Below are 19,912 nucleotides of genomic sequence, written 5' to 3'. Positions count from 1 at the left end.
GCACCGCCGACGCCGCCCGTCAGCGCCTGCCGGCGCTACCCGCCACCCCTCGCCGGGGCTGCCCATCACCCCTTGCCACTGCCCCCACTTGGGCGCCTCACCGGGCATTCGCTAGGGTCTCGGGGCATGGCTAACACCCAGGGCCCGCAGGGCAACCACGACCCCGCCGGCAGCACCCAGATGTTCCGCGCGTTCGTCGACGAGGAACCCCAGAACCGGCAGGCCGCCGCGACCACCGGCGGTGGCCCGCGGATCGGCCTGATCGTCGGCGTCGTTGTCGCCGTGGCGGTCGTCGCGGCGGTGGCCTGGCTCGCACTGAAGTAACGACGGCCTCGCGGTTCGCGCCGCCATGACCGCGGTTCGCGCCGCCATGCCGCGGCTCACCGGGAGTCGGCGGCCGCGGGTGCGCCGTGGTTTCTCGCACGGTTCACCGCGCCCCTGTGAGTGACGCCACTCCCAGGGGCACGGGGCCGTACCGGCATGCGACTGTGCCGCGTGGGCGCGAGCGGGGGTCCGGGGGCGAAGCCACCCAGGGGCGGAAAAGGGCGCCGGAGGCCGCTCCCGGCACGTAGGCGTAACGGTGGCGGCCCGGCGTGGGCGCCGGAGAACCGTGTGCGGGGTCACCGGAGAACGCGGCGGCCGCCGTTGCGCCCGTACGGGGCGCCCCGGCGGCCACGAATCCGATTCCACGTACGGAGCGCCCCGTCGGCGCCCCGTGCTGTGCCTCAGTCCGAGATGAGGCCCTCCCGCAGCTGGGCCAGCGTCCGGGTGAGCAGGCGCGAGACGTGCATCTGGGAGATGCCGACCTCCTCGCCGATCTGCGACTGGGTCATGTTGGCGAAGAAGCGGAGCATGATGATCCGCCGCTCCCGGGGCGGCAGCTTGGCCAGCAGCGGCTTGAGCGACTCGCGGTACTCCACGCCCTCCAGCGCCGTGTCCTCGTAGCCGAGGCGGTCCGCGAGCGAGCCCTCGCCGCCGTCGTCCTCGGGGGCGGGGGAGTCCAGCGAGGACGCCGTGTACGCGTTGCCGACCGCGAGCCCGTCGACGACGTCCTCCTCCGACACGCCCAGCACGGCGGCGAGTTCGGCGACCGTCGGGGAGCGGTCCAGCTTCTGGGAGAGCTCGTCGCCGGCCTTCGTCAGCGCCAGGCGCAGCTCCTGCAGCCGGCGCGGCACCCGCACCGACCACGACGTGTCGCGGAAGAACCGCTTGATCTCGCCGACCACCGTCGGCATCGCGAACGTCGGGAACTCCACGCCCCGTTCGCAGTCGAAGCGGTCGATCGCCTTGATCAGCCCGATGGTGCCGACCTGGACGATGTCCTCCATCGGCTCGTTGCGCGAGCGGAACCGCGCCGCCGCGTACCGCACCAGCGGCAGGTTGAGCTCGATCAGGGTGTCCCGGACGTAGGCGCGCTCCGGGCTGTCCTCGTCCAGTACGGCGAGCCGCAGGAACAGGGAGCGGGACAGGGTGCGGGTGTCGAGGGCCGCCGTGTCCGGGAGTTCCGGAGCGGGCGTGGTCGGGAGGGCCGGGCCCTCGTCGATGGGGCCGAGTGCGTCGAGAGCATGGGGAGCTGTCTCGCTCTCCGCGAGCGTGAGCACCTTCGAGCTGCCCTGTTCTGCGGACATGCCACCCCCTTTGGGTCGCGGGACGGTCGCGGCGGACGCTCCCCGATCGAGGAACGCAGCCATCACCTGGAATACCGGCGCCGAGGCTCCGGCAAACGCGCTTTCCGCAGAATGTCACATGTCGGCAACGCGCTGTAGTGACATGTCGACATCTGAGATGTGAATCAGCCCTGGAAACAAGGGGTCTGACGGGCTTTCGGACCAGAAGCGCACAGAAAAGCGCTGTGGGGTGATTCGCTCTTTCCGGTTACGCCTCGATCCTGTTTGCGGACCGCAGCCGCTGGAAGCTACGTGCCAGTAGCCGGGACACGTGCATCTGCGAGACGCCGAGTTCGGCGCTGATCTGCGACTGGGTGAGATTGCTGTAGTAACGCAGCAGCAGGATGCGCTGCTCCCGCTCGGGGAGCTGGACGAGCAGGTGCCGGACGAGGTCGCGGTGCTCGACGCCGTCCAGGGCGGGATCCTCGTACCCCAGCCGGTCCAGCAGTCCCGGCATCCCGTCGCCCTCCTGCGCGGCCTCCAGCGAGGTGGCGTGGTACGACCGTCCGGCCTCGATGCAGGACAGCACCTCCTCCTCGGTGATGCGCAGCCGCTGGGCGATCTCGGCGGTCGACGGGGAACGCCCGAAGGCGGTCGTCAGGTCCTCGGTCGCGCTGTTGACCTGCACCCACAGCTCGTGCAGCCGGCGCGGTACGTGGACGGTGCGGACGTTGTCCCGGAAGTACCGTTTGATCTCGCCGACCACCGTCGGCATCGCGAACGTCGGGAACTGCACGCCCCGGTCCGGGTCGAAGCGGTCGATGGCGTTGATCAGCCCGATGGTGCCGACCTGGACGACGTCCTCCATCGGCTCGTTGCGGGAGCGGAAGCGGGCGGCGGCGTACCGCACCAGGGGAAGGTTGGCCTCGATGAGCGCGGCGCGCACACGGGTGTGCTCCGGCATGCCCGGCTCCAGCTCCTTGAGCTGGCCGAAGAGCAGCTGGGTCAGGGCCCGGGTGTCGGCGCCGCGCCGCTTGGCGGGGCTCACCGGCCGGTCGTCGGCGGTCGCGGACGGGTCGGTCGAGGTCGGGTCGGTCGAGGCCGGGCCGGGAGAGGTCGAGGCGGGGGAGGGCGGGGTGAGGGAGGACCGGTCGGGGGCCGGGGCCTGGACCGCGTCGGGGGACACCTCGTCCTGGGGCGGCGCAGTACTGGCCGGCACGGTCAACGCCACCTCTTCATCGCTCACATCGTCCGTCAACTCATCCCTCAAAAGCGGTCATAGCATCACAAGACTGACTCAGTATGCGCAAGCACCGCATATTCCGTGTTGAGTGCCAAAAATGGGCGTACGGAACAACAAAACCCCCCGCCGTCATGGCGGGGGGCTCCGGGGGACGGAGTGTCAGAATTCGTAGTCGGCGATCACCCACGTGGCGAACTCGCGCCACAGCCCGACACCCGCCTGGTGCTCCGGGTGCTCCACGTACCGGCGCAGCGCCTCCGTGTCCTCGAACGCCGAGTTGATGGCGAAGTCGTAGGCGATGGGGCGGTCGCTGATGTTCCAGGCGCACTCCCAGAAGCGGATCTCCGGGATCTTGCCGTCCAGCGAACGGAAGGCCTCCACGCCCTTCACGACCCTCGGGTCGTCGCGCTCGACGCCCTCGTTCAGCCGGAAGAGCACCAGGTGGCGGATCATCACTTTCCTCCGTTCGCCAGCCAGGTCATGAAGTCGCCGATGGCCTTCGCGGCCTCCGAGATGCCCTCGAACCCTATCTGGACGTAGTCGGCCGCGGTCTCCGGGTCCGTGATGATCAGGTACAGCACGAAGACCACGACGACGTAGACGGCGATCTTCTTCGCGTTCACCGCCACCGCGGCCCCCCTGTCACTGGTGTCACACGAGCATCGAGCGGCCCCATGATCGCACGAAGGGCCCCGTCTGACGACGGGGCCCTTCACCGGCGGTAGCGGAGGGATTTGAACCCTCGGTGACTTGCGCCACACTCGCTTTCGAGGTCTGTTTGGGCTGCTTGCAGCCTGATCCAGGGGTGTTCAGCTTCGTTCATTCCTGTACTCACCCTCGTCGCGTGAACCGCTGTGGACCGCTCCGAACGGGGGTGAACGAGACGGAAACTGAGACGGAGCGAGACAGGGCCCGACCCTCGCTGACGTACGGATCACCGTTGATAGAAGGTGGGCTGGACGTGACCGTGACCTGCTGACGCCAGCGTTCGCGATTGAGGTCCATCAATGACCAGCAACCTCACCAACCACATGGGACACAAGTTCGAATAAACTCCGGCACCTCTTGCCCTTTTGTCCCATTATGGGCTTGCGTGCATCCATGGATGCGCTAGGGTGGGGGGTGCACGGACGGTCGTCTGCCGGTCGGAAACGTCGGCACCCGCTATAGGCGGTTCAACAGCCGGCCGACGTGCTTCACAGGGCCGCTACCCACGGGTAAGCGGCCTTTGTGCTGTTCTCCCATGGGTGCAGCTTCATGCCGTAGGACGTAATGGCGCCGTAGCCGCGGCGGTAGAGCCGGGGGCGTAGCTCCCCGAGATACCGCTGCTCGGTGTTTCCGAACTGATCCGGTTCGAAGGCACGGAAAGTAGCTGATGCAGCCAGGTCTGCACACTGGAGCATCTCGACCTTGTTCGGCTGCTCAATGCGTCCGCCCCTCGGGTCGAGGGCTTCCCACACGATGCTGGTCGACATCACCTGGAGAGCTGCCTCGTACTGACGCAGTTCGCCCAGCGTCATTTGCGGACGAGTGATGTGGGCCAGCGTGTAGGAGAGGGTCGCATGCGAGTCTCGCGCGAACCAGGACAGCCTCTCCAGCAAGTACCGGAACGTGTAGAGGTAGAACTGGCTGTCTGTGATGTGGTTGGTGAGGTGTCGCTTGCACGCGACAACGTTGGAGATCGTCACCCACGTTTGAGACCCAAGAGACTTGGCGGCGTGCACACGCTGTTCATGCTTCTTCAGGGCCACCCAATGGAGCGTATCGCTAGGTCGCCGACCAAGATCCAACCGCATTTGGGCAAGGAACTGAGCGGCCAACGGTAGGTCCTGGTCATCTACGACGACTGCCGTCATGACGAAGTGGTCGCTGGAAGCCTTCGACCGCGACCGCACGCCGGCCTCGTCGATGAAGGCGTGCAGCTTTCGCGCCGCGGGCGCCTGACCTGAGTTGGTAGCCACTGTGGCCACGTCCAAGTACCTCCATCCCAACGCATCGATTCGACAGCTCTGCACTCAGCCGTCGTACGCAGGACGGCGACTCGTGTACATCGCGTGATGATCGTGGCACGTGAAGGTCCGTCATCCAATGTGCTTATCCACAGCCCTTGTGGATGAATAGTCCCATGTCTGTTGAAAACATGGCCATTTCTGTGGAAAAGTATGTGCAGAAGGTTGTGAATAAGCGCGCCTACTCTCGGCCCTCAACCGTTCTACCTGCAGCTTTCCGGTAGACAAGCTGTGCAGAAGAAGAAGTTTGTGACGTCCGTCAGCTCACCGAGATCGAGATCCATCGCGCACCGTCGATGCCCCGGTCGGCACCTGGCTGGCAGGGTGGACAGGTCGGCGCCTGCTACCGGTCAGCCTCGAGTACCTGAGCGCACGAGGCTGACCGGTACCGATCGCTCCTCCTCGCGGCCCAGCAGTCGCCGACGTGCATCACATCGAGGGCCACCCAGTCGGCTGGTACCGCTCGGGCTGGCTTGTGTATCAGTCGCCTGAGAGTCGAAGCTGGGCGGCGTTCAGGGCCGCGATTACGTTCGCAGCATCCCCGTCGTACACAAGATGTGGTTCATCTGCCTTGGGTGGGACGAACCGGGTGCGGTATCGCTGGAGGTCGTTCTCGGAGAAGTAGATCGAGTTTGGATCGTCCGCGTGGAACTCGTTGCGCTTGCTGATCCTTGCCCACAGCTCGTCATGAGTGGCTGCAAGGTAGACGAGTACAGGGGTGGCGCCGACATCGGTGGCGATCGTTCGCCACCTGGCCCGGTCCTCCGGGGTCCAAAAGCCGTGGTCGACGACGACGTCATGCCCGGCCTTGAGTTGCTCCCGGAGGTCGACCGCCACGTCTTCGAGGACGGGTCGTTCAAGGGTGGGGAAAACGCCCCGCGGGAAGTCCACGCCGTAGACGCCGTGTCGGCGGAACATCTCCTCGTCCGGGCACAGTCGTATGAACCCGCGAGCAGTCAGGGCGCGGGAAAGGGTCGTCTTGCCGGAGCCGGGAAGCCCGGCCATCAGGACACAGAACGGCGGGTGCGGGGGCATCGGTCTCGTCATGGTTCGGGAGATGGTGGCCACCTCCGCTTCGGCTTCGGACGTGATTGTGCCAGCCCGGCGGGCCGTCAGCAGCGCATCCAGGCGGCCTTCGAGCACGTTCACGAGCGTGTCATCCACAACCGTCACGGGGACACCTCCGATTCTGTGCGCCATGTCCGGCCCGGACCGCCGAGGTCCACGCCGTACTCCACGATGTTGCCCTCGCTGTCCACGAATTTAGCCGTCATCACGACCACCGGGTCCGCCGGCGGGTTGTCGGGGTCCAACTCCAGGAGTCGCGCGTACTCCGGCGTCAGTAGGCGGGCCGATGCGGTGTCGATGCGGTGACTGATCGGGTGACCGGTCGCCTGGGCGATGAGCTGGAGCGAGGTTCCCCCCGTCAGCCGCTCGCTTGCTTCAAGCTGAGGGATCAGCTTCCCGTACCGCGCGGGAATCCACGACGTGCTGTGGGCGACGATGCCGTGCCGGTCCCGGTACACACGGCTACGGCGCACCACGTCGGAGCCGGGCTGAATGTCCAGCGCTTGCGCCACTTCATCGGGTGCGGGCACCACGGCCGCCTGGTGCGAGTCGGACCGTTCACCCGCCCCCCAGCTGGACCCGGTACGGCGTCCCCGGTCCTGCCGCTGCGCCCCGGACGACATCGGAGCCGGTCGGTCCAGCACTTCGGTACCAATGCCGTGGATGCCGCGGACAAGCCCTTCATTGCGCAACTTGCGCAGGGCTTTCTCGGCTGTCGCCGTGCTCACCTTCCACTCTTCCGAGAGGTTCTTGATGCTCGGCAAGAGGGTGCCTGGTTGTAGCTGACCAGACGTAATCAGCTCCGTGTAGTGGGCGGCAATCTTCGCGTACGGCGCCCGATTGTCAGCCTGGCCTGCCATGTCGTCCGCTCCCTGTCGTCACTTCCCTGAGGTTCCCTAGCTTACTGCTTGACACCGCAGGGAACCCTAGGGAACCTTAGGGATGTGCCCGCCGGTCGGTTCAGTCGACTAGCGGGTGCCGGACCTCAATGCGCCCTGATTCGGGACTCATTCGAGGTCAAGGGGCCCGGGACAGAGCGGGCCGAGGGCGGACCCGACCCTTGTCATTCGGGACGGCTTAGACCGAAAGGTCACGTCTCCATACGCCTGAAACGGGAGCCCGTGTTCCCGAAGGAGACACCCGTACGACCACGACCTATCGCAGCGCTTCCCGCGTTGCGGCCGGTTGCCTCCGCTGCTCGTCTCGTACGAGCAGCGCTGAGGGGAGCCGGATGTTCCGACTTCAACGGCGCGCGCCCCCGGAGCGGCAACTCCGGGGGCGCTGTTTGGGCCGTTTCACCTGCTAGGGAGACCACGACCCATGGACCACATCGTCACTGTTCAGGACGCTGTTACCGCGTTCGCCGACTTCATGGAGCCGACGAACGCGGAGCTGGACGCGATCGAGCGGGAGATGCCCGTCATCCTGGCGGACGTCGACCTGCTGGACGCGCACATCACCACGCTGGACCGCACGCCGACCGAGCTGGACAGCCGGCGCATCCGCCGGGCCCGCCGCCGCGCGCTCGCCGCCCGCGTCGCGCTGCTCAACCGGAACGGCGCCGGCGCGCCGGTGGTGGCGTGATGGCCCGGGAGTTCACCGCGCAGATGTCCATGGACCGTGGCCGGTGGCGCCTGTACGTGGTGCTGCTGAACACCGCCGAGCGGTGGCCCAAGTACAGCTTTGACCGCGCACTGCCGGTGCCGACGTTCACCGAGCGCGCGAACGCGCTCAGCGCGCTCGGCTTCAAGCCGGTACCGGGCGCTGAGTGGCAGTGGACGGAGGACCGCGACAACTCTGACGACCCGTCGTCGCCGGTGGTGCTGATCGCCGCGATCCGGGTCCGTTCACGGGCGGGGGTGGCCGCGTGAACGGCGTTCAGATCCGTTCAGCGGAGCGGGCGCTGTCGGTCGGCACGTGGCTGATCGTGGCAGGCGCGATGCTGTACTCGATCCTGACCGTGACCCCGCTCGCGGCCAAGCACACGCCGGATGAGTGGGACTGGACGGCGCCGATCCTCCCCCTCGTGGTCGACGCGGCCGTGGTCATCGTGGTCCGCCTGGATGCGGTACTGGCCCGCTTAGGCGGGCACGGGGGACGCTGGCCGGTGGTACTGCGCTGGATGACCGGCGGCATGACCCTGGCCCTGAACGTCGCCGACTCCGCCCTGAAAGGTGACCTGGTGGGCGTAGCCGTGCACGCGGTCGCGCCGCTGCTGCTGATCGTCACGGCGGAGACCGGGCTTGCCTACCGGCGGGCCATCACCGCCGCCGTCACCGCGCTGGAGGAGCGGCAGGAGGCGGAGCGGGAGGCACGGCGCCAGGCCGCCCGGGAGGAACGCGAGCGGGCGGAGCGACTGGCGCGCGAGGAGCGCGAGCACGCCGCGATGCTGGCGCGTGAACAGCGTGAACACGAAGCGCGCCTGGCCCGTGAGCAGACCGAGCGGGAGGAACGCGCCCGCCGCGAGGAACGCGAGCAGCAGGCCGCCCGCGAGCGGGCCGAGCAGGCGGAGCGTGAACGCCGTGAGCGCGAGCGTGAACGGCTGAGGCTGGAGCGTGAACGCGCCGAGCGTGAGGAAGCCGAGCGGCGCGAGCACGAGCGCCGGGAGCGCGTGGAGCGTGAGCGCCGTGAACGGGCCGAGCGTGAGGCGCGGGCCGAGCGTGAGGCGCGGGCCGAGCGTGAACGCGCCGCGCTGCTGGCCGCCGGCCCGGCCGCCGAGAAGTTCCCCGAGGAGCGGGCGCGGGCGACCGTGCGGGCCGCGTTCGAGGCCGGTTTGCCGGTGCGGGCCGCCGCGGAGCTGTGCGGCTGGTCGGTGGGGTGGGTCTCCGCCCGCTACGCCGAACACCGCGACCCGGGCGCCGGTGGTGCTGAGCTGGCCATCGCGAGCCGGTGATGGGCGCCCTCCCGGTCTACCGGTGGCGGCTCGCCCCCGACGGGCTGGCCACCCGCCGGCAACTGCGCGCCCTCGGGCTGCGGCCCGGCGGGCAGGACGTGGCCGCGCAAGTGGAGCGGCCCCGCCGACGGCGGGGCCCGCTGGTCGCCTACCTCTACTCGATTGAGCAGGCCAAGCCGGTGCGGCCGATGACCCCGGCGAAGTGGGCGGCACTGGCCAAGGCCAACGCCGCCCGCCGCACCTGCCCCGCCTGCCGACGGGACGCCGGATATGTCATCCCGCCCTCCCTCGGCATGTGCGGTACCTGCGCCTTCCCCGACGAACAGCGCGCCGCCTGAACCCCTTCAAACTTCCTGGGAGCTCTGCTGTGTCCAGTCGTACCCGTGCCCGCGGCGCCAAGACGACCGCCGGCGTCCACACCGTCCGTATCCCCCGCCAGCGTGGCCGCCGCGCCGCCGACCCGTTCGTCATCATGGTCCCCGAACGCCCGTCCCTGACCCGCGAAGCGCTCGCCGTGATCGGGGGATGGCTGTGGCGCTCACGCCGCACGCTCGCCCCGACCGCTCTCGCCGTCCTGGCACTGGCCGTGGCCGGGTTGCTGCACGTCATCGCGTGGTGGTCCGGCCTGTTGCTCGCCCCGACCACCGCCGGCCCGCTGGTCTGGCTGCTGATCATGCAGCGCCGCCGCCCCGCCACCGGCTCCGTCCTCGCCTGGCGCATCGGCCTGGCCGCGCTCACGTCGTCCGCGCTGGCCTGGCTCGCCGTCGCGGCAGGGTTCGGGCCGCTGGCCGGCGCGCTGGAGCTGTGGTGGCTGCTCACCCTGATCGCCGCTCAGTCCGCCTGGCTCATCGTCCGCCGCACCCACTGAACCGAGGAGATCCGGTCTGATGGCAACCCCGACACGCGGCGCGAACGGCGCCGCCAACAAGGGCAACAAGTTCGCCAACGCCAGCGCCGCCGCGGGCGGTTTTGTCGGCGCCCTGGGCGGCTCGTTCGTCCCGCCGGTCAACGTGACCGTGAACAACAACAAGGGCGGCGCCGCCCGTGGGGGCGGTGGCCGCTCGCACGCCGAGTCCCTGCTGCCGGCCCCGGAATTCACCTCGCCGGCGCAGGTGCGCAACTACTGCAACACCCTGCGGGCCGCCGCCGTGACCCTGTCCATCGAGGTGGCGATGGGCGCCGAAATCCTCAAGGGCGTCCTCGCCGCGGTGCCCGACCCGGAGGGGCGGGCGTTCGGCTCGCGGGTTCGGGCGGCGAAGGTGGCGCGCAAGATGCAGCGGTCCGCGGACGCGCTGCGGGACGCGGCGAAGAACGCCGCCGCCTGCTACGCGGCCTTCCAGCAGGAGTACGAGGAGGAGATCAACCGGGTGCGCCACCGTGCCCGCAAGCCGCAGCAGCCGGTCATGAACTGGGCCCAGCAGTAGGAGGTACGACCATGGCACGCAAGTGGACCGACCAGGACGGCCGGGCGTACCCGCTCGCCCTCCCCACCGACACGAACACCGCAACGGGCGGTTCCGTCCGCGGTTACCTGCTGAACCGGGCCAAGCCGCACCTGCCCCCGTGGCTCGCCGTCGGCGGCGCCGGTCTCGCGGGGGCGCTGGGGAACTGGCGCTGGTCCGACAGTTCCGCGGCCGGCGTCGGCCTCACCCTCGCGTCGGTCGCTTTGACCGGCGTCACCTGGTGGGCCGGCAAAGCCACCAGCTCCCAGCGGCGCCTGCACTCCGCCATCACCGTGGCCGCCGGGTCGGCGTGGGTGACCGCCGCGTGCCTGGCCGGCCCCACCGCCGGACCGCTCGACGACCTGTATCTGATGGGCGGGCCGGCGCTGGCCCTGTCGTGGAACGTGCGAATGGTCCTGCGCCACAACGACGCCCCCCGCGAAAGCTCCGACAAGGGCCTGCTGGAGAAGGTCGGTTTGGCGCGGGCGCAGATCGGTGCGGCGAAGGTGGAGCCGAACCGAGTCACCGCACCGGTCGCCCTCGCCGCAGGTGAGCAGACCAACGACGACATGGCCAAGGCGCTGGGCAACATCGCCTCCGCCCTGGACCTGCCGACCTCCGCCGTCCGCTACACCCCCGACCCCGACTCCAACCGGCGCGGCGACCTGGTCATCGTCCCGGAAGACATGCTGGCCGAGACGGTGGAGTACGCCGGCCCCTCCAACCTCGGGGGTTCGATCGCCGAACCGCTGGTCATCGGCCGCTACGACGACGGTGCCCCGCTGGTCATGTGGCTGCCCGGCGACCCGGACGCGGGCCGCAACTCCACCCACGCCCTCATCGCCGGCGGCACCGGCTCCGGCAAGGGCGACACCGCCCTGAACCTGCTCACTGAGATCCTGTCCCGCCGGGATGTGATCGTGTGGTTCTCCGACCCCAAGGCGTTTCAGGACTTCGCGCCCCTGCGGCCCGGCCTGGACTGGGCCGCGGAAGGTGGCACACAGACGGAGGTCATGGTGGCCGCCGTCCAGGAGGTCATCCCCGCCCGCACTCGCTGGCTCGGTGCCCACGGCTACCGTCAATGGGTCCCGCAGGCTGCGGAGCGGCAGACCAGCCCGGAGCACACCTGCCGCGCCGACGGCACGGCGTGTGGCTGCTCTGGCATGCCGTTCCTGGTCACCTGGTTCGAGGAGGCCGCCAACACCCTGCGGGCGCTGGGCGATGACGCGTTCACTGGCATCGCGCAAGAGGCCCGGTCCGCGGGAATCTCGCTGGTCGTGTCCCTACAGCGACCCTCGTACGACCAGATGTCCACCTCCACCCGGGCCTCCCTGCCGTCCGTGATCGCGCTCGGCTGCGACCCGCGCGACGAGGGGTTCTGTCTGCCGGATGAGGTGCTGGCCGCGGGCGCCCACCCGGGCGCGTGGGGCAACCGACGCCCGGGTTACTGCTACGTCGTCTCGCCCGGCATCCCCGAGGACCGCTACCCGTCCCCGGGCCGCACCCGCCGCTTCACCCACCGGGCCGTGCCGGTCATGGAGCTGCTGGCCACCTGGGCTCAGCGCAACGGCGCCACCGCCGACCCGATCACCGCCGGCGCCGCCGTGGGCGTCGCCGGCACCGCTTACACCGGCCGCACGGCCGCCGACGGACAACAGTCGGCGGCGCTGCGGGCCGTCCGCGAGGAGGACGACATGCACCACGCCGGCGGGCTGCTGGTCGACCCCGAGGACGCCGGCATCGACCCGGAGGCGGACCTGCCCGGGGCCGAGGAGGGCGACGACGCCCCGATCTTCGGGCAGGAGAGCGGCCACAAGCCCTCCCCCGAGGAAGCCCGGGAGCTGTTCGCCCGCGCGCTGGAGGAGTTCGAGGAAGAGGGCCGAATGATCGTCGGTCCGAAGGACTTCATGGACTGGTGCGAGCGGCACCACCTCTCCCGCCCGTGGGTCTCCGCGCGGCTCAAGGAAGCCGCAATCGAGGGGCGCTTGGAGCCGACGAACACCACCGGCCGGTGGCGCATCGTCCCCACCAGGGCCGCCGCCTGACGCCTGACACCGTCACGGCTGCCTGACAGTCAAATCCCTAGGCAAACGCGCTGTCACGCGCCCCTGACACCCGGCCGTGACACCCCCTGACACCCCACCCGCACGGGCCCGCGCCACACGCCGGTGCGGGCCCGCGGCTCACCCGAGGGAGCCCGCATGACCCACCGCGACCCGCCGGGGATCATCGCCCCGCACATCCCCGCCGACGCCTACCGCCGCGCCGACACCACCGGCGCCCCCGTCGTCATCGTCGTCCACCACACCGACACCACCGGCCGCCCGCTGCGGCACTACCTCTTCCCCATCGCTGTCGCCGGCGCCGGCGTCATCGGCATGTTCGGACTCGTCGCCGCACTCATCACGCTCCTCGACTTCGCCGCCCACACCGCCGCCGCCATCGGCGCCGCCGCCGGACCCCTCGGCATCGGCGGCATCACCCTGCGCCTCGCCCGCGGCAAGCACTAGCCCCACAGCCGCCGCCCCGGCGGCGACGCGCGCGGGCCCCGGCCGACGCGCAACCACAAGCCCTCGCCCCCGTCCCTGAAGCCGCCCCATGCCCAACCGCCTCACTCCTACCGCACAGAGCAGGGCACAGGGGCCGCAGAAGGGATGTCGGCCCCCCGACCACGCTGCGAAACGCCCCCTCACCAAGGGAAACGTCCGGTGGCTGGAACGGCGAGCGCATCAGATATCGGAGCGGTTATCGGACCAGATGTCACGGCGGATAACGCATCAGATGTCGCGCACCACGACCCGCGGTCTGGCCGCAATCAGTGCTGACAGAACGCCCCACAAGTCACAAGACTCCCACCACGTCACCAGATAACAGCTGATGAACGGAGAAGTCACCCGTGCTCGAAACCGAACCGTACTGCGACGACTGCGCCGACTACGGATGCCCCGGCCACTGGTCCTGCGACCAATGCCAGGACGACATCTGCAACGACTGCAACGGCTGCGCCTGCCCCCAGACCCCCTGCCCCGGCAACCACCACTAGCTACGCCAAGGGCGGCCCCCTCGTCTCGCCAAAGTCGCGGGGCCGCCCTTGCCCAACCAGTCACCCGTCAAGGAACTGGAGGCCTCCAGCATGACCCAAGACACCCGCTTAGCGCTGCTGCGCGCAGCACTCAACGCCGCGGAACGCGGCTGGCCTGTCTTCCCGCTCCGCCCCGGCACCAAGGTTCCCGCCCTCCACGGCGAGAAGACCTGCCCCCGGACCGGGCCGTGCGCGACCGGTCATCTGAAGTGGGAGCAGCGCGCCACCACCGACCCGGACCGCATCCGGGCCGCGTGGACGCGGGCGCCGTTCAACGTCGGCATCGCCACCGGCCCGTCGGGGCTGGTCGTGGTCGACCTGGACACGCCCGAGCACAAGGGCAGTTCGGACGCGCCTGACGGCGCGGCAACCTTTACAGCGCTCTGCGAGCGCGCCGGCCACCCCGTCCCCGACACCTACCGGACCCGGACCGCGAGCGGCGGAACGCACCTGTACTTCACCGCCCCGGACGGCGTCCGGCTACCCAACACGGCCGGCACCGTCGCGACCTCCGTGGACACCCGCGCATGGGGCGGCTACGTCGTCGCCGCCGGCAGTACCCTCCCCGCCGGACAGTACGCAGCGCTGTGCAGCTCTGCGGCCGTCGCTCTGCCCGCGTGGCTGCAAGCGGTCCTGCAACCAGCTCCCGCCCACCCGGCAGGGCCGCTCAGGCTCCCGGCAGTCGACGGGAGCCGGGCGGCCGTGGCCGCGCTGGAAGCCGAGTGCGCCGTCGTGGCCGCCGCGCCGGACGGGTTGCGCAACACCACGCTGAACCGCAGCGCGTTCAAGGTGGGGCGGTTCGTCGCGTGGGGCGACCTCCCCCGGCACGTGGCCGAGGACGCCTTCCAAGCGGCAGGGGAGTCGGTGGGGCTCACCGCTGCCGAGTGCCGCACCACCATCCGCAGCGCCCTGGACAGCAGCCTGCGCACCGCCCGGCCACGGGAGGCGGCATGACCACCCCACCCCGCCCCCGCTTGGAAGGCCAACCGATCCCGACCACCGGCCCGCGCGCCGCCGAACCGGGCAGCGCACGGCCGGTCGTGGGCGAGCCGAAAGGCGCCGCCCGTCAGGGCGTCGTCACTGCTCTTCCCCGCTCGAACCGGTTCCCCGCCGACGGAGCGCACCCCAGCGTCGACCCGACCCCGGAGCGGCCCGGTATCCGCATCTACGCCCCGCCGGCCTACCGCCACCACTACGACGGGGCCCGCTGGTCCACCCGACACGGCGACATCTCCACCGCCGCCTACGCCTGCCCCTGCGGACAGACCAACACCGCCCGCGGACAGGAGGCCGTGGCCGCGCTGGTCACCGAGTACGCCGCGCACAAGCACTTCTGCACCGGCACGCCCGCTCTGGGCACCGAACGGAGGAACGCCGCATGACCCCCACACCGATCGACGGGGCCGCGCTGCTGGACGAGGTGGAAGCCTTCCACCGACGGTTCAACGTCTTCCCCACCGAGGCCGCGTTCGTCGCCGTCACCTTGTGGGACGCTCACGCCCACCTGCTCGACTGCTTCGACTCCACCCCCCGTATCGCCTTCCTGTCCCCCGAACCGGGGTCGGGCAAGACCAGGGCGCTGGAGATCGTAGAGACGCTGGTCCCGCAGCCCATGACGGCCGTCAACGCCTCCGCCGCCGCTCTGTTCCGGTCCGTCTCCGCCGGCACCGGCAAGCCGACCATCCTGTTCGACGAGATCGACACCGTCTTCGGACCCAAGGCCGGGGACAACGAAGAGCTGCGCGGGTTCCTCAACGCCGGCCACCGTCGCACCGGGGTGACCTACCGGTGCATCGGCGACGGCGGACAGCAGACCGTTCAGGCGTTCCCGTCGTACTGCGCGGTCGCGGTCGCCGGTCTCGGCTCGCTGCCGGACACGATCCTGAGCCGGTCCGTCGTCATCCGCATGCGTCGACGCGCGAGGAACGAGAAGGTGGAGCCCTTCCGGGCCCGCGTCCATGAGGCCGAGGGGAACGCGCTGCGGGACCGGCTCGCCGCGTGGGCGGAGCAGGCCCGCGGACAGGTCATGGGGGCGTGGCCGGACATGCCCGACGGGGTCACCGACCGGCCGGCCGATGTGTGGGAACCCCTGCTCGCCGTCGCCGACGCCGTCGGCGGCCACTGGCCCGACCGGGCACGGGCAGCGTGCGTGACCCTGGTCACCGCGTCCAAGGCCAATGACAAAGGCAGCTTGGGCGTGCGGCTGCTGACCGACCTGCGCGACCACGTCATGGTCGGCATCGACCGCCTTCCGACCGTGGCCATCCTGGACCGGCTCAACGCCCTCGACGACGCCCCGTGGGCCGACCTCAATGGCAAGCCGCTCGACAACCGCCGGCTCTCCCGGATGCTCGCGGAGTACATGACGGCGGACAACGAGCCGATCGCCTCCCGCAACATCAAGACCGCCGGGAGCGTGCTGAAGGGCTACTACGCCACCGATCTGCACGACGCATGGCAGCGCTACTGTCCCCCACCCCCGGAAAGTCCGCTACTTCCGCTACCCAGCACCGAAAACGCCGCCTGACCAGCACAAACGGGGTAGCGGCAACCGGCCCTGGTTGCCGCTACTTATCCGCTACCGCTACCCCTTCCCGCTACCTCCAGCAGGCCCCTGACCTGCGAGGTAGCGGCGGTAGCGGAAGTAGCGCCCCTCAGAGGGACCCCCGACGGACAGTCCTGGAGGAGACCTTTCCATGAGCATCGCCACCGTGGGCGTCGCACCGCTCGCTGAGGCCGGCGACCCGGCCCCCGTTCTCCTGACCGTCGAAGAGGCCGCCCGCTGCCTCCGCATCGGTCGCACCACCTGCTTCGCCCTCATCCGCGCCGGGGAGCTGGAGTCCCTGACGATCGGCGGACTCCGGCGCGTCCCCGCCGACGCTCCGGCCGCTTACCTCGCCCGCCGCCGCGCTGAGCAGCGCGCTACCTGATCACCTCGCACCGGGACGCCACCTCGCCATGAGGTGGCGTCCCGGCTGATTCCTCACCTAACCCGAAGGAGTCCGCCTGTGGCGGAAGAGAAGAAGCGCACTCGGCAACCCAACGGCCGCAGCTCCATCTACCTGGGCAAGGACGGCAAGTGGCACGGCCGCGTGACCGTCGGCATCCGTGACGACGGCAAGCCGGACCGCCGTCACGTCGAACGGAAGACCCGAGCTGAGGTGACCGCGGCTGTCCGCGAGCTGGAGCGGCAGCGCGACGCCAAGAGCATTCGGAAGGCGGGCCGCCCGTGGACGGTCAAGGCGTGGCTGACCCATTGGGTGGAGAACATCGCTCCGCTCGCCGTCAACGAGAACACGATGGTCGGGTACGGCGTCGCCGTGCGGAAGCACCTGATCCCCGCCCTCGGTGCTCACCGGCTCGACAAGCTCAAGCCCGAGTACATCGAGAACTTCTACGGGCGCATGGTCGCCGACGGCCGTAAGGCGGGGACGATCCACCAGATTCACCGCACCTTCCGCACCGCGCTGAACGAGGCGGTAAGGCGCGGCCACCTCGCCCGGAACCCCGTTCAACTCGCCAAGGCGCCCCGCATCAGTGAAGAGGAGGTGGAGCCCTACACCGTCGAAGAAGTTCAGCGGTTGTTACGGGCGGCCGACGACCGGCGGAACTCCGCACGGTGGGCCGTTGCGCTCGCCCTCGGACTGCGCCAGGGGGAGGTGTTGGGCCTCAAGTGGTCGGACGTCGACCTTGACCGGGGCGTCTTGATGGTCCGGCGGAGTCGCCGCCGGCCGCGCTACGCCCACGGGTGCGGGGACACCTGCGGCAGGAAAGCCGGGTACTGCCCGCAGCGTCAGCGAACCAACCCGGAGACGGCCGACACGAAGTCTCGCGCCGGACGGCGTGCGGTGGGGCTCCCCTCACAGCTCGTAGACCTGCTGCGCACTCACCAGGCCAAGCAACAGGCCGAACGCGCGGCGGCCGGCGCGGACTGGGCGGACGAAGGATGGCTCTTCGCTACGCCGACCGGACGGGGCACATCCCCCCGGACGGACTACGACGACTGGAAGGAACTGCTTGACGATGCCAAGGTCCGAGACGGCCGGTTGCACGACGCCCGGCACACCGCCGCCACGGTCCTCCTGATCCTCGGAATCTCCGAGCGGGCCGTCATGGGACTCATGGGCTGGTCCACCACGGCCATGGCCGCGCGGTACCAGCACATGGTCGACTCCGTCCGCAGCGACGTCGCCCGACAGGTCGACGGGATTATCTGGAAGTCGACTAAAGGCGGTCCGGGTGATGGTGACGGACTCGCGGGGGCACTCCCGTCTACCGGCTGAGAGGAGTGGGGCGGCTAGCGGTGGCCGCCCCACTCCCGAGTCACGGTGCGTATCTGTCGGTTCAGGATGTACTGGCGGGCTGCTGCTGAGCGATACTGGCCGGATCCACAGGCCCGGCGATCATCGTCTGAACAAGCAGGCGCAATACGTCCGCCCGTTTCTCATCACTCAACCCCGCGTTAGCCATCAGTCGCTCGGCTGCCAGGTAGCGTGAGAATTCCAAGGGCTGGGCGAAATAGGCGTGCAGATGCCGTGCCGCAGACTCCTGTGACCGGATGAACGTCCGGCTGACGTAACCGGCCAAAGCGGCAGAGACTGCCCCAAGCCCGCCTGCGACGATGCTACCTGCCGTCGTGTTGGCGTTATACGCCAGTACGACGAACGTCACGAGTAGCGCGAACCCGAGCCCCATTGCGACCTGCGCATTGCGAAATGACTGCTTCGCCTGGTCAAGGGCGATGCCATGGTAGTGATCGAGGCGGCTGTGCGTTACCGCCCAGAGCTCCGAAAGGGTAAGGCGGGCCTGCCTGTCGTCCGGAGGTTCCCTGGGCGGGGGCGGAGGAGGTGCTTCAGTGGCGATGACGTGCGTATCAGGCGGGCCAGCCGTGAGGGCGGAGCTACGCAAGGCGTTTTCCAACGCTTCTTCGGCGCTGCGTACACGTGCGCCAGTTTCCGACCGGCGTTGATCCTCTGCCTGGCGTCGCAATGACTGGATGCCGACAAAAAAAATCGGCATCGTCAGCGCCACAAGCCATCGGATCACCGTCTCAGCCGTGCCGTGTACCTCGATCGTCCAGAGCAGCACCGCTCCGGTGATCGTTGCCAGCAGGCCGCCAAGGAGGAGGATCAGCACCACGGACGATCTACGGTATCCAACGGTCGGCATAGTCGCTCAGCATGCTGAGCGGCCACGACCATGTCCACTGTCCACTCCGCAGGCCAAGTGAGACGGAAACTGAGACGGAGCAGCACGAGGGGCCCGATCCATTGGATCGGGCCCCTCGCCTATCTGCGGTAGCGGAGGGATTTGAACCCTCGGTGACTTGCGCCACACTCGCTTTCGAGGCGAGCTCCTTCGGCCGCTCGGACACGCTACCGAGGGAGACCTTACAGCAAGGTGGGGCGTGGTTTGAAATCGGTATTCAGCGGTTCCGGAAGAACTCCGTGAGCAGCCGGGAGCACTCCTCGGCGAGTACGCCCTCGATGACTTCGGGGCGGTGGTTGAGCCGCCGGTCGCGGACGAGGTCCCACAGCGAGCCGACCGCGCCCGCCTTCTCGTCCCGGGCGCCGTAGACCACCCGGTCCACCCGTGACTGCTGGAGAGCGCCCGCGCACATCGTGCACGGCTCCAGCGTCACCACCAGGGTGCAGCCGGCCAGCCGCCACTCCCCGAGCCTCGCGGCGGCCCGCCGGACGGCGAGGACCTCCGCGTGGGCCGTGGGGTCGCCGGCGGCCTCGCGCTCGTTGTGGGCGGCGGCCAGCACGGTGGTGCCGTCCGGGGCCAGCACGACGGCGCCGACGGGGACGTCCCCGCCCCGGACGGCCCGTGAGGCCTCGTCGAGGGCGAGCCGCATCGCCGCCCGCCAGGGGTCGCGTACCGGGTCCGGCGGTCCGGACGGGGTGGTGGTGGCCGGCACGGTCAGCGGACGGTCTCCAGGACCTCCGAGGCGCCCAGGGCGTCGGCGATCTCGGTGACGGCGTCCTCGGTCAGCGAACGCAACTCCTTCTCGCTCACGCCCAGGTCCTCCAGGACCTGCGCGTCACCGACCGGTCCGTGCGGCACGGCGTCGGCGCCGCCGGCGGACGCGGCGCCGGCGTCCGCTCCGTCGTCCTCGTCGTCCGGTTCACCGTCCTCCGTGCCGTCGAGGTCGAGGGCGTCCAGGTCGGTGCCGTCGTCGCCGGGTTCCCGGCCGAGCAGTTCGTCGGTGAGCAGGATCTCCCCGTAGCTGCTGCGGGCGGCGGCGGCGGCGTCGGAGACGTAGACCCGGGGATCCTCCTCGCCGTCCACGCGGACGACACCGAACCAGCCGTCCTCCTGCTCGATCAGCACGAGCACCGTGTCCTCGTCGGGAGAGGCCTCCCGGGCCAGGTCGGCCAGATCCGACAGGGTCTCCACATCGTCGAGCTCCGTGTCGCTCGCTTCCCACCCGTCTTCGGTGCGCGCGAGCAGTGCGGCGAAGTACACCGTGACTCTCCCACTGGTCATAGGCGTGCCGGTTGGGGGTCCCCCCGGCGGAGGTGTTGCGGGCGGGGGGACGGTTCTCCGAGCCCCACCCACTCGGAAT

25 protein-coding genes and 1 tRNA gene are annotated in these 19,912 nt (G+C 69.8%); 15 read left to right on the top strand and 11 right to left on the bottom strand.

Features of this window, described 5'->3' with window-relative positions:
* The first annotated feature begins 126 nt into the window (after positions 1-126).
* Positions 127-324, top strand: a complete 198-nt coding sequence (locus ACFV5H_RS02140; protein ID WP_385058752.1) for a hypothetical protein — start codon at positions 127-129, stop codon at positions 322-324.
* A gap of 401 nt (positions 325-725) precedes the next feature.
* Here the strand turns inward: ACFV5H_RS02140 and ACFV5H_RS02135 are convergent, their stop codons facing one another.
* The 7 genes from ACFV5H_RS02135 to ACFV5H_RS02105 form a co-directional block, all read right to left on the bottom strand.
* Positions 726-1,628 carry an RNA polymerase sigma factor SigF gene (locus ACFV5H_RS02135; RefSeq protein WP_073933416.1) on the bottom strand — a complete coding sequence of 301 codons (903 nt, stop codon included), beginning with the start codon at positions 1,626-1,628 and terminating at the stop codon, positions 726-728.
* A 247-nt stretch (positions 1,629-1,875) separates the two neighbouring features.
* The gene (locus tag ACFV5H_RS02130) at positions 1,876-2,832 is read right to left on the bottom strand and encodes a SigB/SigF/SigG family RNA polymerase sigma factor (protein ID WP_385058757.1); all 957 of its coding nucleotides are present in this window, start codon (positions 2,830-2,832) and stop codon (positions 1,876-1,878) included.
* A 177-nt stretch (positions 2,833-3,009) separates the two neighbouring features.
* The gene (locus ACFV5H_RS02125; RefSeq protein ID WP_385058750.1) at positions 3,010-3,303 is read right to left on the bottom strand and encodes a Dabb family protein; all 294 of its coding nucleotides are present in this window, start codon (positions 3,301-3,303) and stop codon (positions 3,010-3,012) included.
* Positions 3,303-3,479, bottom strand: coding sequence for a hypothetical protein (locus ACFV5H_RS02120; protein ID WP_385192317.1), 177 nt, complete (start codon positions 3,477-3,479; stop codon positions 3,303-3,305). The genes ACFV5H_RS02125 and ACFV5H_RS02120 overlap by 1 nt, the downstream gene beginning before the upstream one ends.
* 567 nt (positions 3,480-4,046) lie before the next feature.
* Positions 4,047-4,820 (bottom strand): DUF3800 domain-containing protein, encoded by a 774-nt coding sequence (locus tag ACFV5H_RS02115; protein WP_385192315.1) that lies wholly within the window; start codon positions 4,818-4,820, stop codon positions 4,047-4,049.
* A 519-nt stretch (positions 4,821-5,339) separates the two neighbouring features.
* A complete protein-coding gene (locus ACFV5H_RS02110; protein ID WP_385192313.1) occupies positions 5,340-6,032 on the bottom strand; it encodes an AAA family ATPase in 693 nt (230 codons plus the stop codon).
* Positions 6,029-6,787 (bottom strand): GntR family transcriptional regulator, encoded by a 759-nt coding sequence (locus tag ACFV5H_RS02105; protein WP_385192310.1) that lies wholly within the window; start codon positions 6,785-6,787, stop codon positions 6,029-6,031. Before ACFV5H_RS02105 ends, ACFV5H_RS02110 begins: the two co-directional genes overlap by 4 nt.
* 460 nt (positions 6,788-7,247) lie before the next feature.
* Here ACFV5H_RS02105 and ACFV5H_RS02100 point away from each other — a divergent pair, with 460 nt between their 5' ends.
* The 14 genes from ACFV5H_RS02100 to ACFV5H_RS02035 all read left to right on the top strand — a co-directional run bounded on the left by ACFV5H_RS02100 (position 7,248) and on the right by ACFV5H_RS02035 (position 17,627).
* The gene (locus ACFV5H_RS02100) at positions 7,248-7,511 is read left to right on the top strand and encodes a DUF6284 family protein (RefSeq protein ID WP_385192307.1); all 264 of its coding nucleotides are present in this window, start codon (positions 7,248-7,250) and stop codon (positions 7,509-7,511) included.
* Positions 7,511-7,798 carry a DUF6303 family protein gene (locus ACFV5H_RS02095; RefSeq protein WP_385192304.1) on the top strand — a complete coding sequence of 96 codons (288 nt, stop codon included), beginning with the start codon at positions 7,511-7,513 and terminating at the stop codon, positions 7,796-7,798. The genes ACFV5H_RS02100 and ACFV5H_RS02095 overlap by 1 nt, the downstream gene beginning before the upstream one ends.
* Positions 7,795-8,820, top strand: a complete 1,026-nt coding sequence (locus ACFV5H_RS02090) for a DUF2637 domain-containing protein (RefSeq protein WP_385192301.1) — start codon at positions 7,795-7,797, stop codon at positions 8,818-8,820. Before ACFV5H_RS02095 ends, ACFV5H_RS02090 begins: the two co-directional genes overlap by 4 nt.
* On the top strand, positions 8,820-9,158 hold the full coding sequence (locus tag ACFV5H_RS02085; protein WP_385192299.1) for an RRQRL motif-containing zinc-binding protein: 339 nt from the start codon (positions 8,820-8,822) through the stop codon (positions 9,156-9,158). Before ACFV5H_RS02090 ends, ACFV5H_RS02085 begins: the two co-directional genes overlap by 1 nt.
* A gap of 29 nt (positions 9,159-9,187) precedes the next feature.
* Complete coding sequence (locus ACFV5H_RS02080) at positions 9,188-9,688, top strand: hypothetical protein (protein ID WP_385192296.1); 501 nt, start codon at positions 9,188-9,190, stop codon at positions 9,686-9,688.
* Positions 9,689-9,707: 19 nt separating this feature from the next.
* A complete protein-coding gene (gene traA / locus ACFV5H_RS02075; protein WP_385192293.1) occupies positions 9,708-10,244 on the top strand; it encodes a plasmid transfer protein TraA in 537 nt (178 codons plus the stop codon).
* A gap of 11 nt (positions 10,245-10,255) precedes the next feature.
* On the top strand, positions 10,256-12,307 hold the full coding sequence (gene traB / locus ACFV5H_RS02070) for a plasmid transfer protein TraB (RefSeq protein ID WP_385192290.1): 2,052 nt from the start codon (positions 10,256-10,258) through the stop codon (positions 12,305-12,307).
* A gap of 156 nt (positions 12,308-12,463) precedes the next feature.
* On the top strand, positions 12,464-12,772 hold the full coding sequence (locus tag ACFV5H_RS02065; protein WP_385192288.1) for a hypothetical protein: 309 nt from the start codon (positions 12,464-12,466) through the stop codon (positions 12,770-12,772).
* Between the two features lie 386 nt (positions 12,773-13,158).
* The gene (locus tag ACFV5H_RS02060) at positions 13,159-13,305 is read left to right on the top strand and encodes a hypothetical protein (RefSeq protein ID WP_385192286.1); all 147 of its coding nucleotides are present in this window, start codon (positions 13,159-13,161) and stop codon (positions 13,303-13,305) included.
* A gap of 90 nt (positions 13,306-13,395) precedes the next feature.
* Positions 13,396-14,298, top strand: a complete 903-nt coding sequence (locus ACFV5H_RS02055) for a bifunctional DNA primase/polymerase (protein WP_385192283.1) — start codon at positions 13,396-13,398, stop codon at positions 14,296-14,298.
* Positions 14,295-14,726, top strand: a complete 432-nt coding sequence (locus ACFV5H_RS02050; protein ID WP_385192281.1) for a hypothetical protein — start codon at positions 14,295-14,297, stop codon at positions 14,724-14,726. Before ACFV5H_RS02055 ends, ACFV5H_RS02050 begins: the two co-directional genes overlap by 4 nt.
* Positions 14,723-15,871, top strand: coding sequence for a DUF3631 domain-containing protein (locus ACFV5H_RS02045; protein WP_385192279.1), 1,149 nt, complete (start codon positions 14,723-14,725; stop codon positions 15,869-15,871). Before ACFV5H_RS02050 ends, ACFV5H_RS02045 begins: the two co-directional genes overlap by 4 nt.
* 169 nt (positions 15,872-16,040) lie before the next feature.
* Positions 16,041-16,274 carry a helix-turn-helix domain-containing protein gene (locus ACFV5H_RS02040; protein ID WP_385192277.1) on the top strand — a complete coding sequence of 78 codons (234 nt, stop codon included), beginning with the start codon at positions 16,041-16,043 and terminating at the stop codon, positions 16,272-16,274.
* Between the two features lie 78 nt (positions 16,275-16,352).
* Complete coding sequence (locus ACFV5H_RS02035) at positions 16,353-17,627, top strand: tyrosine-type recombinase/integrase (protein ID WP_385192275.1); 1,275 nt, start codon at positions 16,353-16,355, stop codon at positions 17,625-17,627.
* Positions 17,628-17,688: 61 nt separating this feature from the next.
* Here ACFV5H_RS02035 and ACFV5H_RS02030 read toward each other — a convergent pair whose 3' ends face one another.
* From ACFV5H_RS02030 to ACFV5H_RS02015, 4 genes are all read right to left on the bottom strand, one after another.
* Positions 17,689-18,483, bottom strand: coding sequence for a hypothetical protein (locus ACFV5H_RS02030; RefSeq protein ID WP_385192273.1), 795 nt, complete (start codon positions 18,481-18,483; stop codon positions 17,689-17,691).
* A 156-nt stretch (positions 18,484-18,639) separates the two neighbouring features.
* Positions 18,640-18,724 (bottom strand) — tRNA-Ser (locus tag ACFV5H_RS02025).
* A 45-nt stretch (positions 18,725-18,769) separates the two neighbouring features.
* Positions 18,770-19,201: a tRNA adenosine(34) deaminase TadA gene (gene tadA, locus ACFV5H_RS02020; protein ID WP_385057843.1), complete on the bottom strand. Its 432-nt coding sequence runs from the start codon at positions 19,199-19,201 to the stop codon at positions 18,770-18,772.
* Between the two features lie 65 nt (positions 19,202-19,266).
* Positions 19,267-19,812 carry a hypothetical protein gene (locus ACFV5H_RS02015; RefSeq protein WP_385057845.1) on the bottom strand — a complete coding sequence of 182 codons (546 nt, stop codon included), beginning with the start codon at positions 19,810-19,812 and terminating at the stop codon, positions 19,267-19,269.
* Between the last annotated feature and the right edge of the window lie 100 nt (positions 19,813-19,912).

It is taken from the genome of Streptomyces sp. NPDC059787 (genome assembly GCF_042732315.1).
In the GTDB taxonomy this organism is placed as follows: domain Bacteria; phylum Actinomycetota; class Actinomycetes; order Streptomycetales; family Streptomycetaceae; genus Streptomyces; species Streptomyces atrovirens.
This window is presented reverse-complemented; position numbering and strand designations above follow the sequence as displayed.

Bases quoted from the DNA above. Each gene is read 5' to 3' on its own strand.
- ACFV5H_RS02040 (WP_385192277.1), top strand. From the start codon at position 16,041: ATGAGCATCGCCACCGTGGGCGTCGCACCGCTCGCTGAGGCCGGCGAC.
- ACFV5H_RS02100 (WP_385192307.1), top strand. From the start codon at position 7,248: ATGGACCACATCGTCACTGTTCAGGACGCTGTTACCGCGTTCGCCGAC.
- traA (WP_385192293.1), top strand. From the start codon at position 9,708: ATGGCAACCCCGACACGCGGCGCGAACGGCGCCGCCAACAAGGGCAAC.
- ACFV5H_RS02055 (WP_385192283.1), top strand. From the start codon at position 13,396: ATGACCCAAGACACCCGCTTAGCGCTGCTGCGCGCAGCACTCAACGCC.
- ACFV5H_RS02050 (WP_385192281.1), top strand. From the start codon at position 14,295: ATGACCACCCCACCCCGCCCCCGCTTGGAAGGCCAACCGATCCCGACC.
- tadA (WP_385057843.1), bottom strand. From the start codon at position 19,201: ATGCGGCTCGCCCTCGACGAGGCCTCACGGGCCGTCCGGGGCGGGGAC.
- ACFV5H_RS02095 (WP_385192304.1), top strand. From the start codon at position 7,511: ATGGCCCGGGAGTTCACCGCGCAGATGTCCATGGACCGTGGCCGGTGG.
- traB (WP_385192290.1), top strand. From the start codon at position 10,256: ATGGCACGCAAGTGGACCGACCAGGACGGCCGGGCGTACCCGCTCGCC.
- ACFV5H_RS02125 (WP_385058750.1), bottom strand. From the start codon at position 3,303: ATGATCCGCCACCTGGTGCTCTTCCGGCTGAACGAGGGCGTCGAGCGC.
- ACFV5H_RS02045 (WP_385192279.1), top strand. From the start codon at position 14,723: ATGACCCCCACACCGATCGACGGGGCCGCGCTGCTGGACGAGGTGGAA.
- ACFV5H_RS02065 (WP_385192288.1), top strand. From the start codon at position 12,464: ATGACCCACCGCGACCCGCCGGGGATCATCGCCCCGCACATCCCCGCC.
- ACFV5H_RS02135 (WP_073933416.1), bottom strand. From the start codon at position 1,628: ATGTCCGCAGAACAGGGCAGCTCGAAGGTGCTCACGCTCGCGGAGAGC.
- ACFV5H_RS02085 (WP_385192299.1), top strand. From the start codon at position 8,820: ATGGGCGCCCTCCCGGTCTACCGGTGGCGGCTCGCCCCCGACGGGCTG.
- ACFV5H_RS02140 (WP_385058752.1), top strand. From the start codon at position 127: ATGGCTAACACCCAGGGCCCGCAGGGCAACCACGACCCCGCCGGCAGC.
- ACFV5H_RS02105 (WP_385192310.1), bottom strand. From the start codon at position 6,787: ATGGCAGGCCAGGCTGACAATCGGGCGCCGTACGCGAAGATTGCCGCC.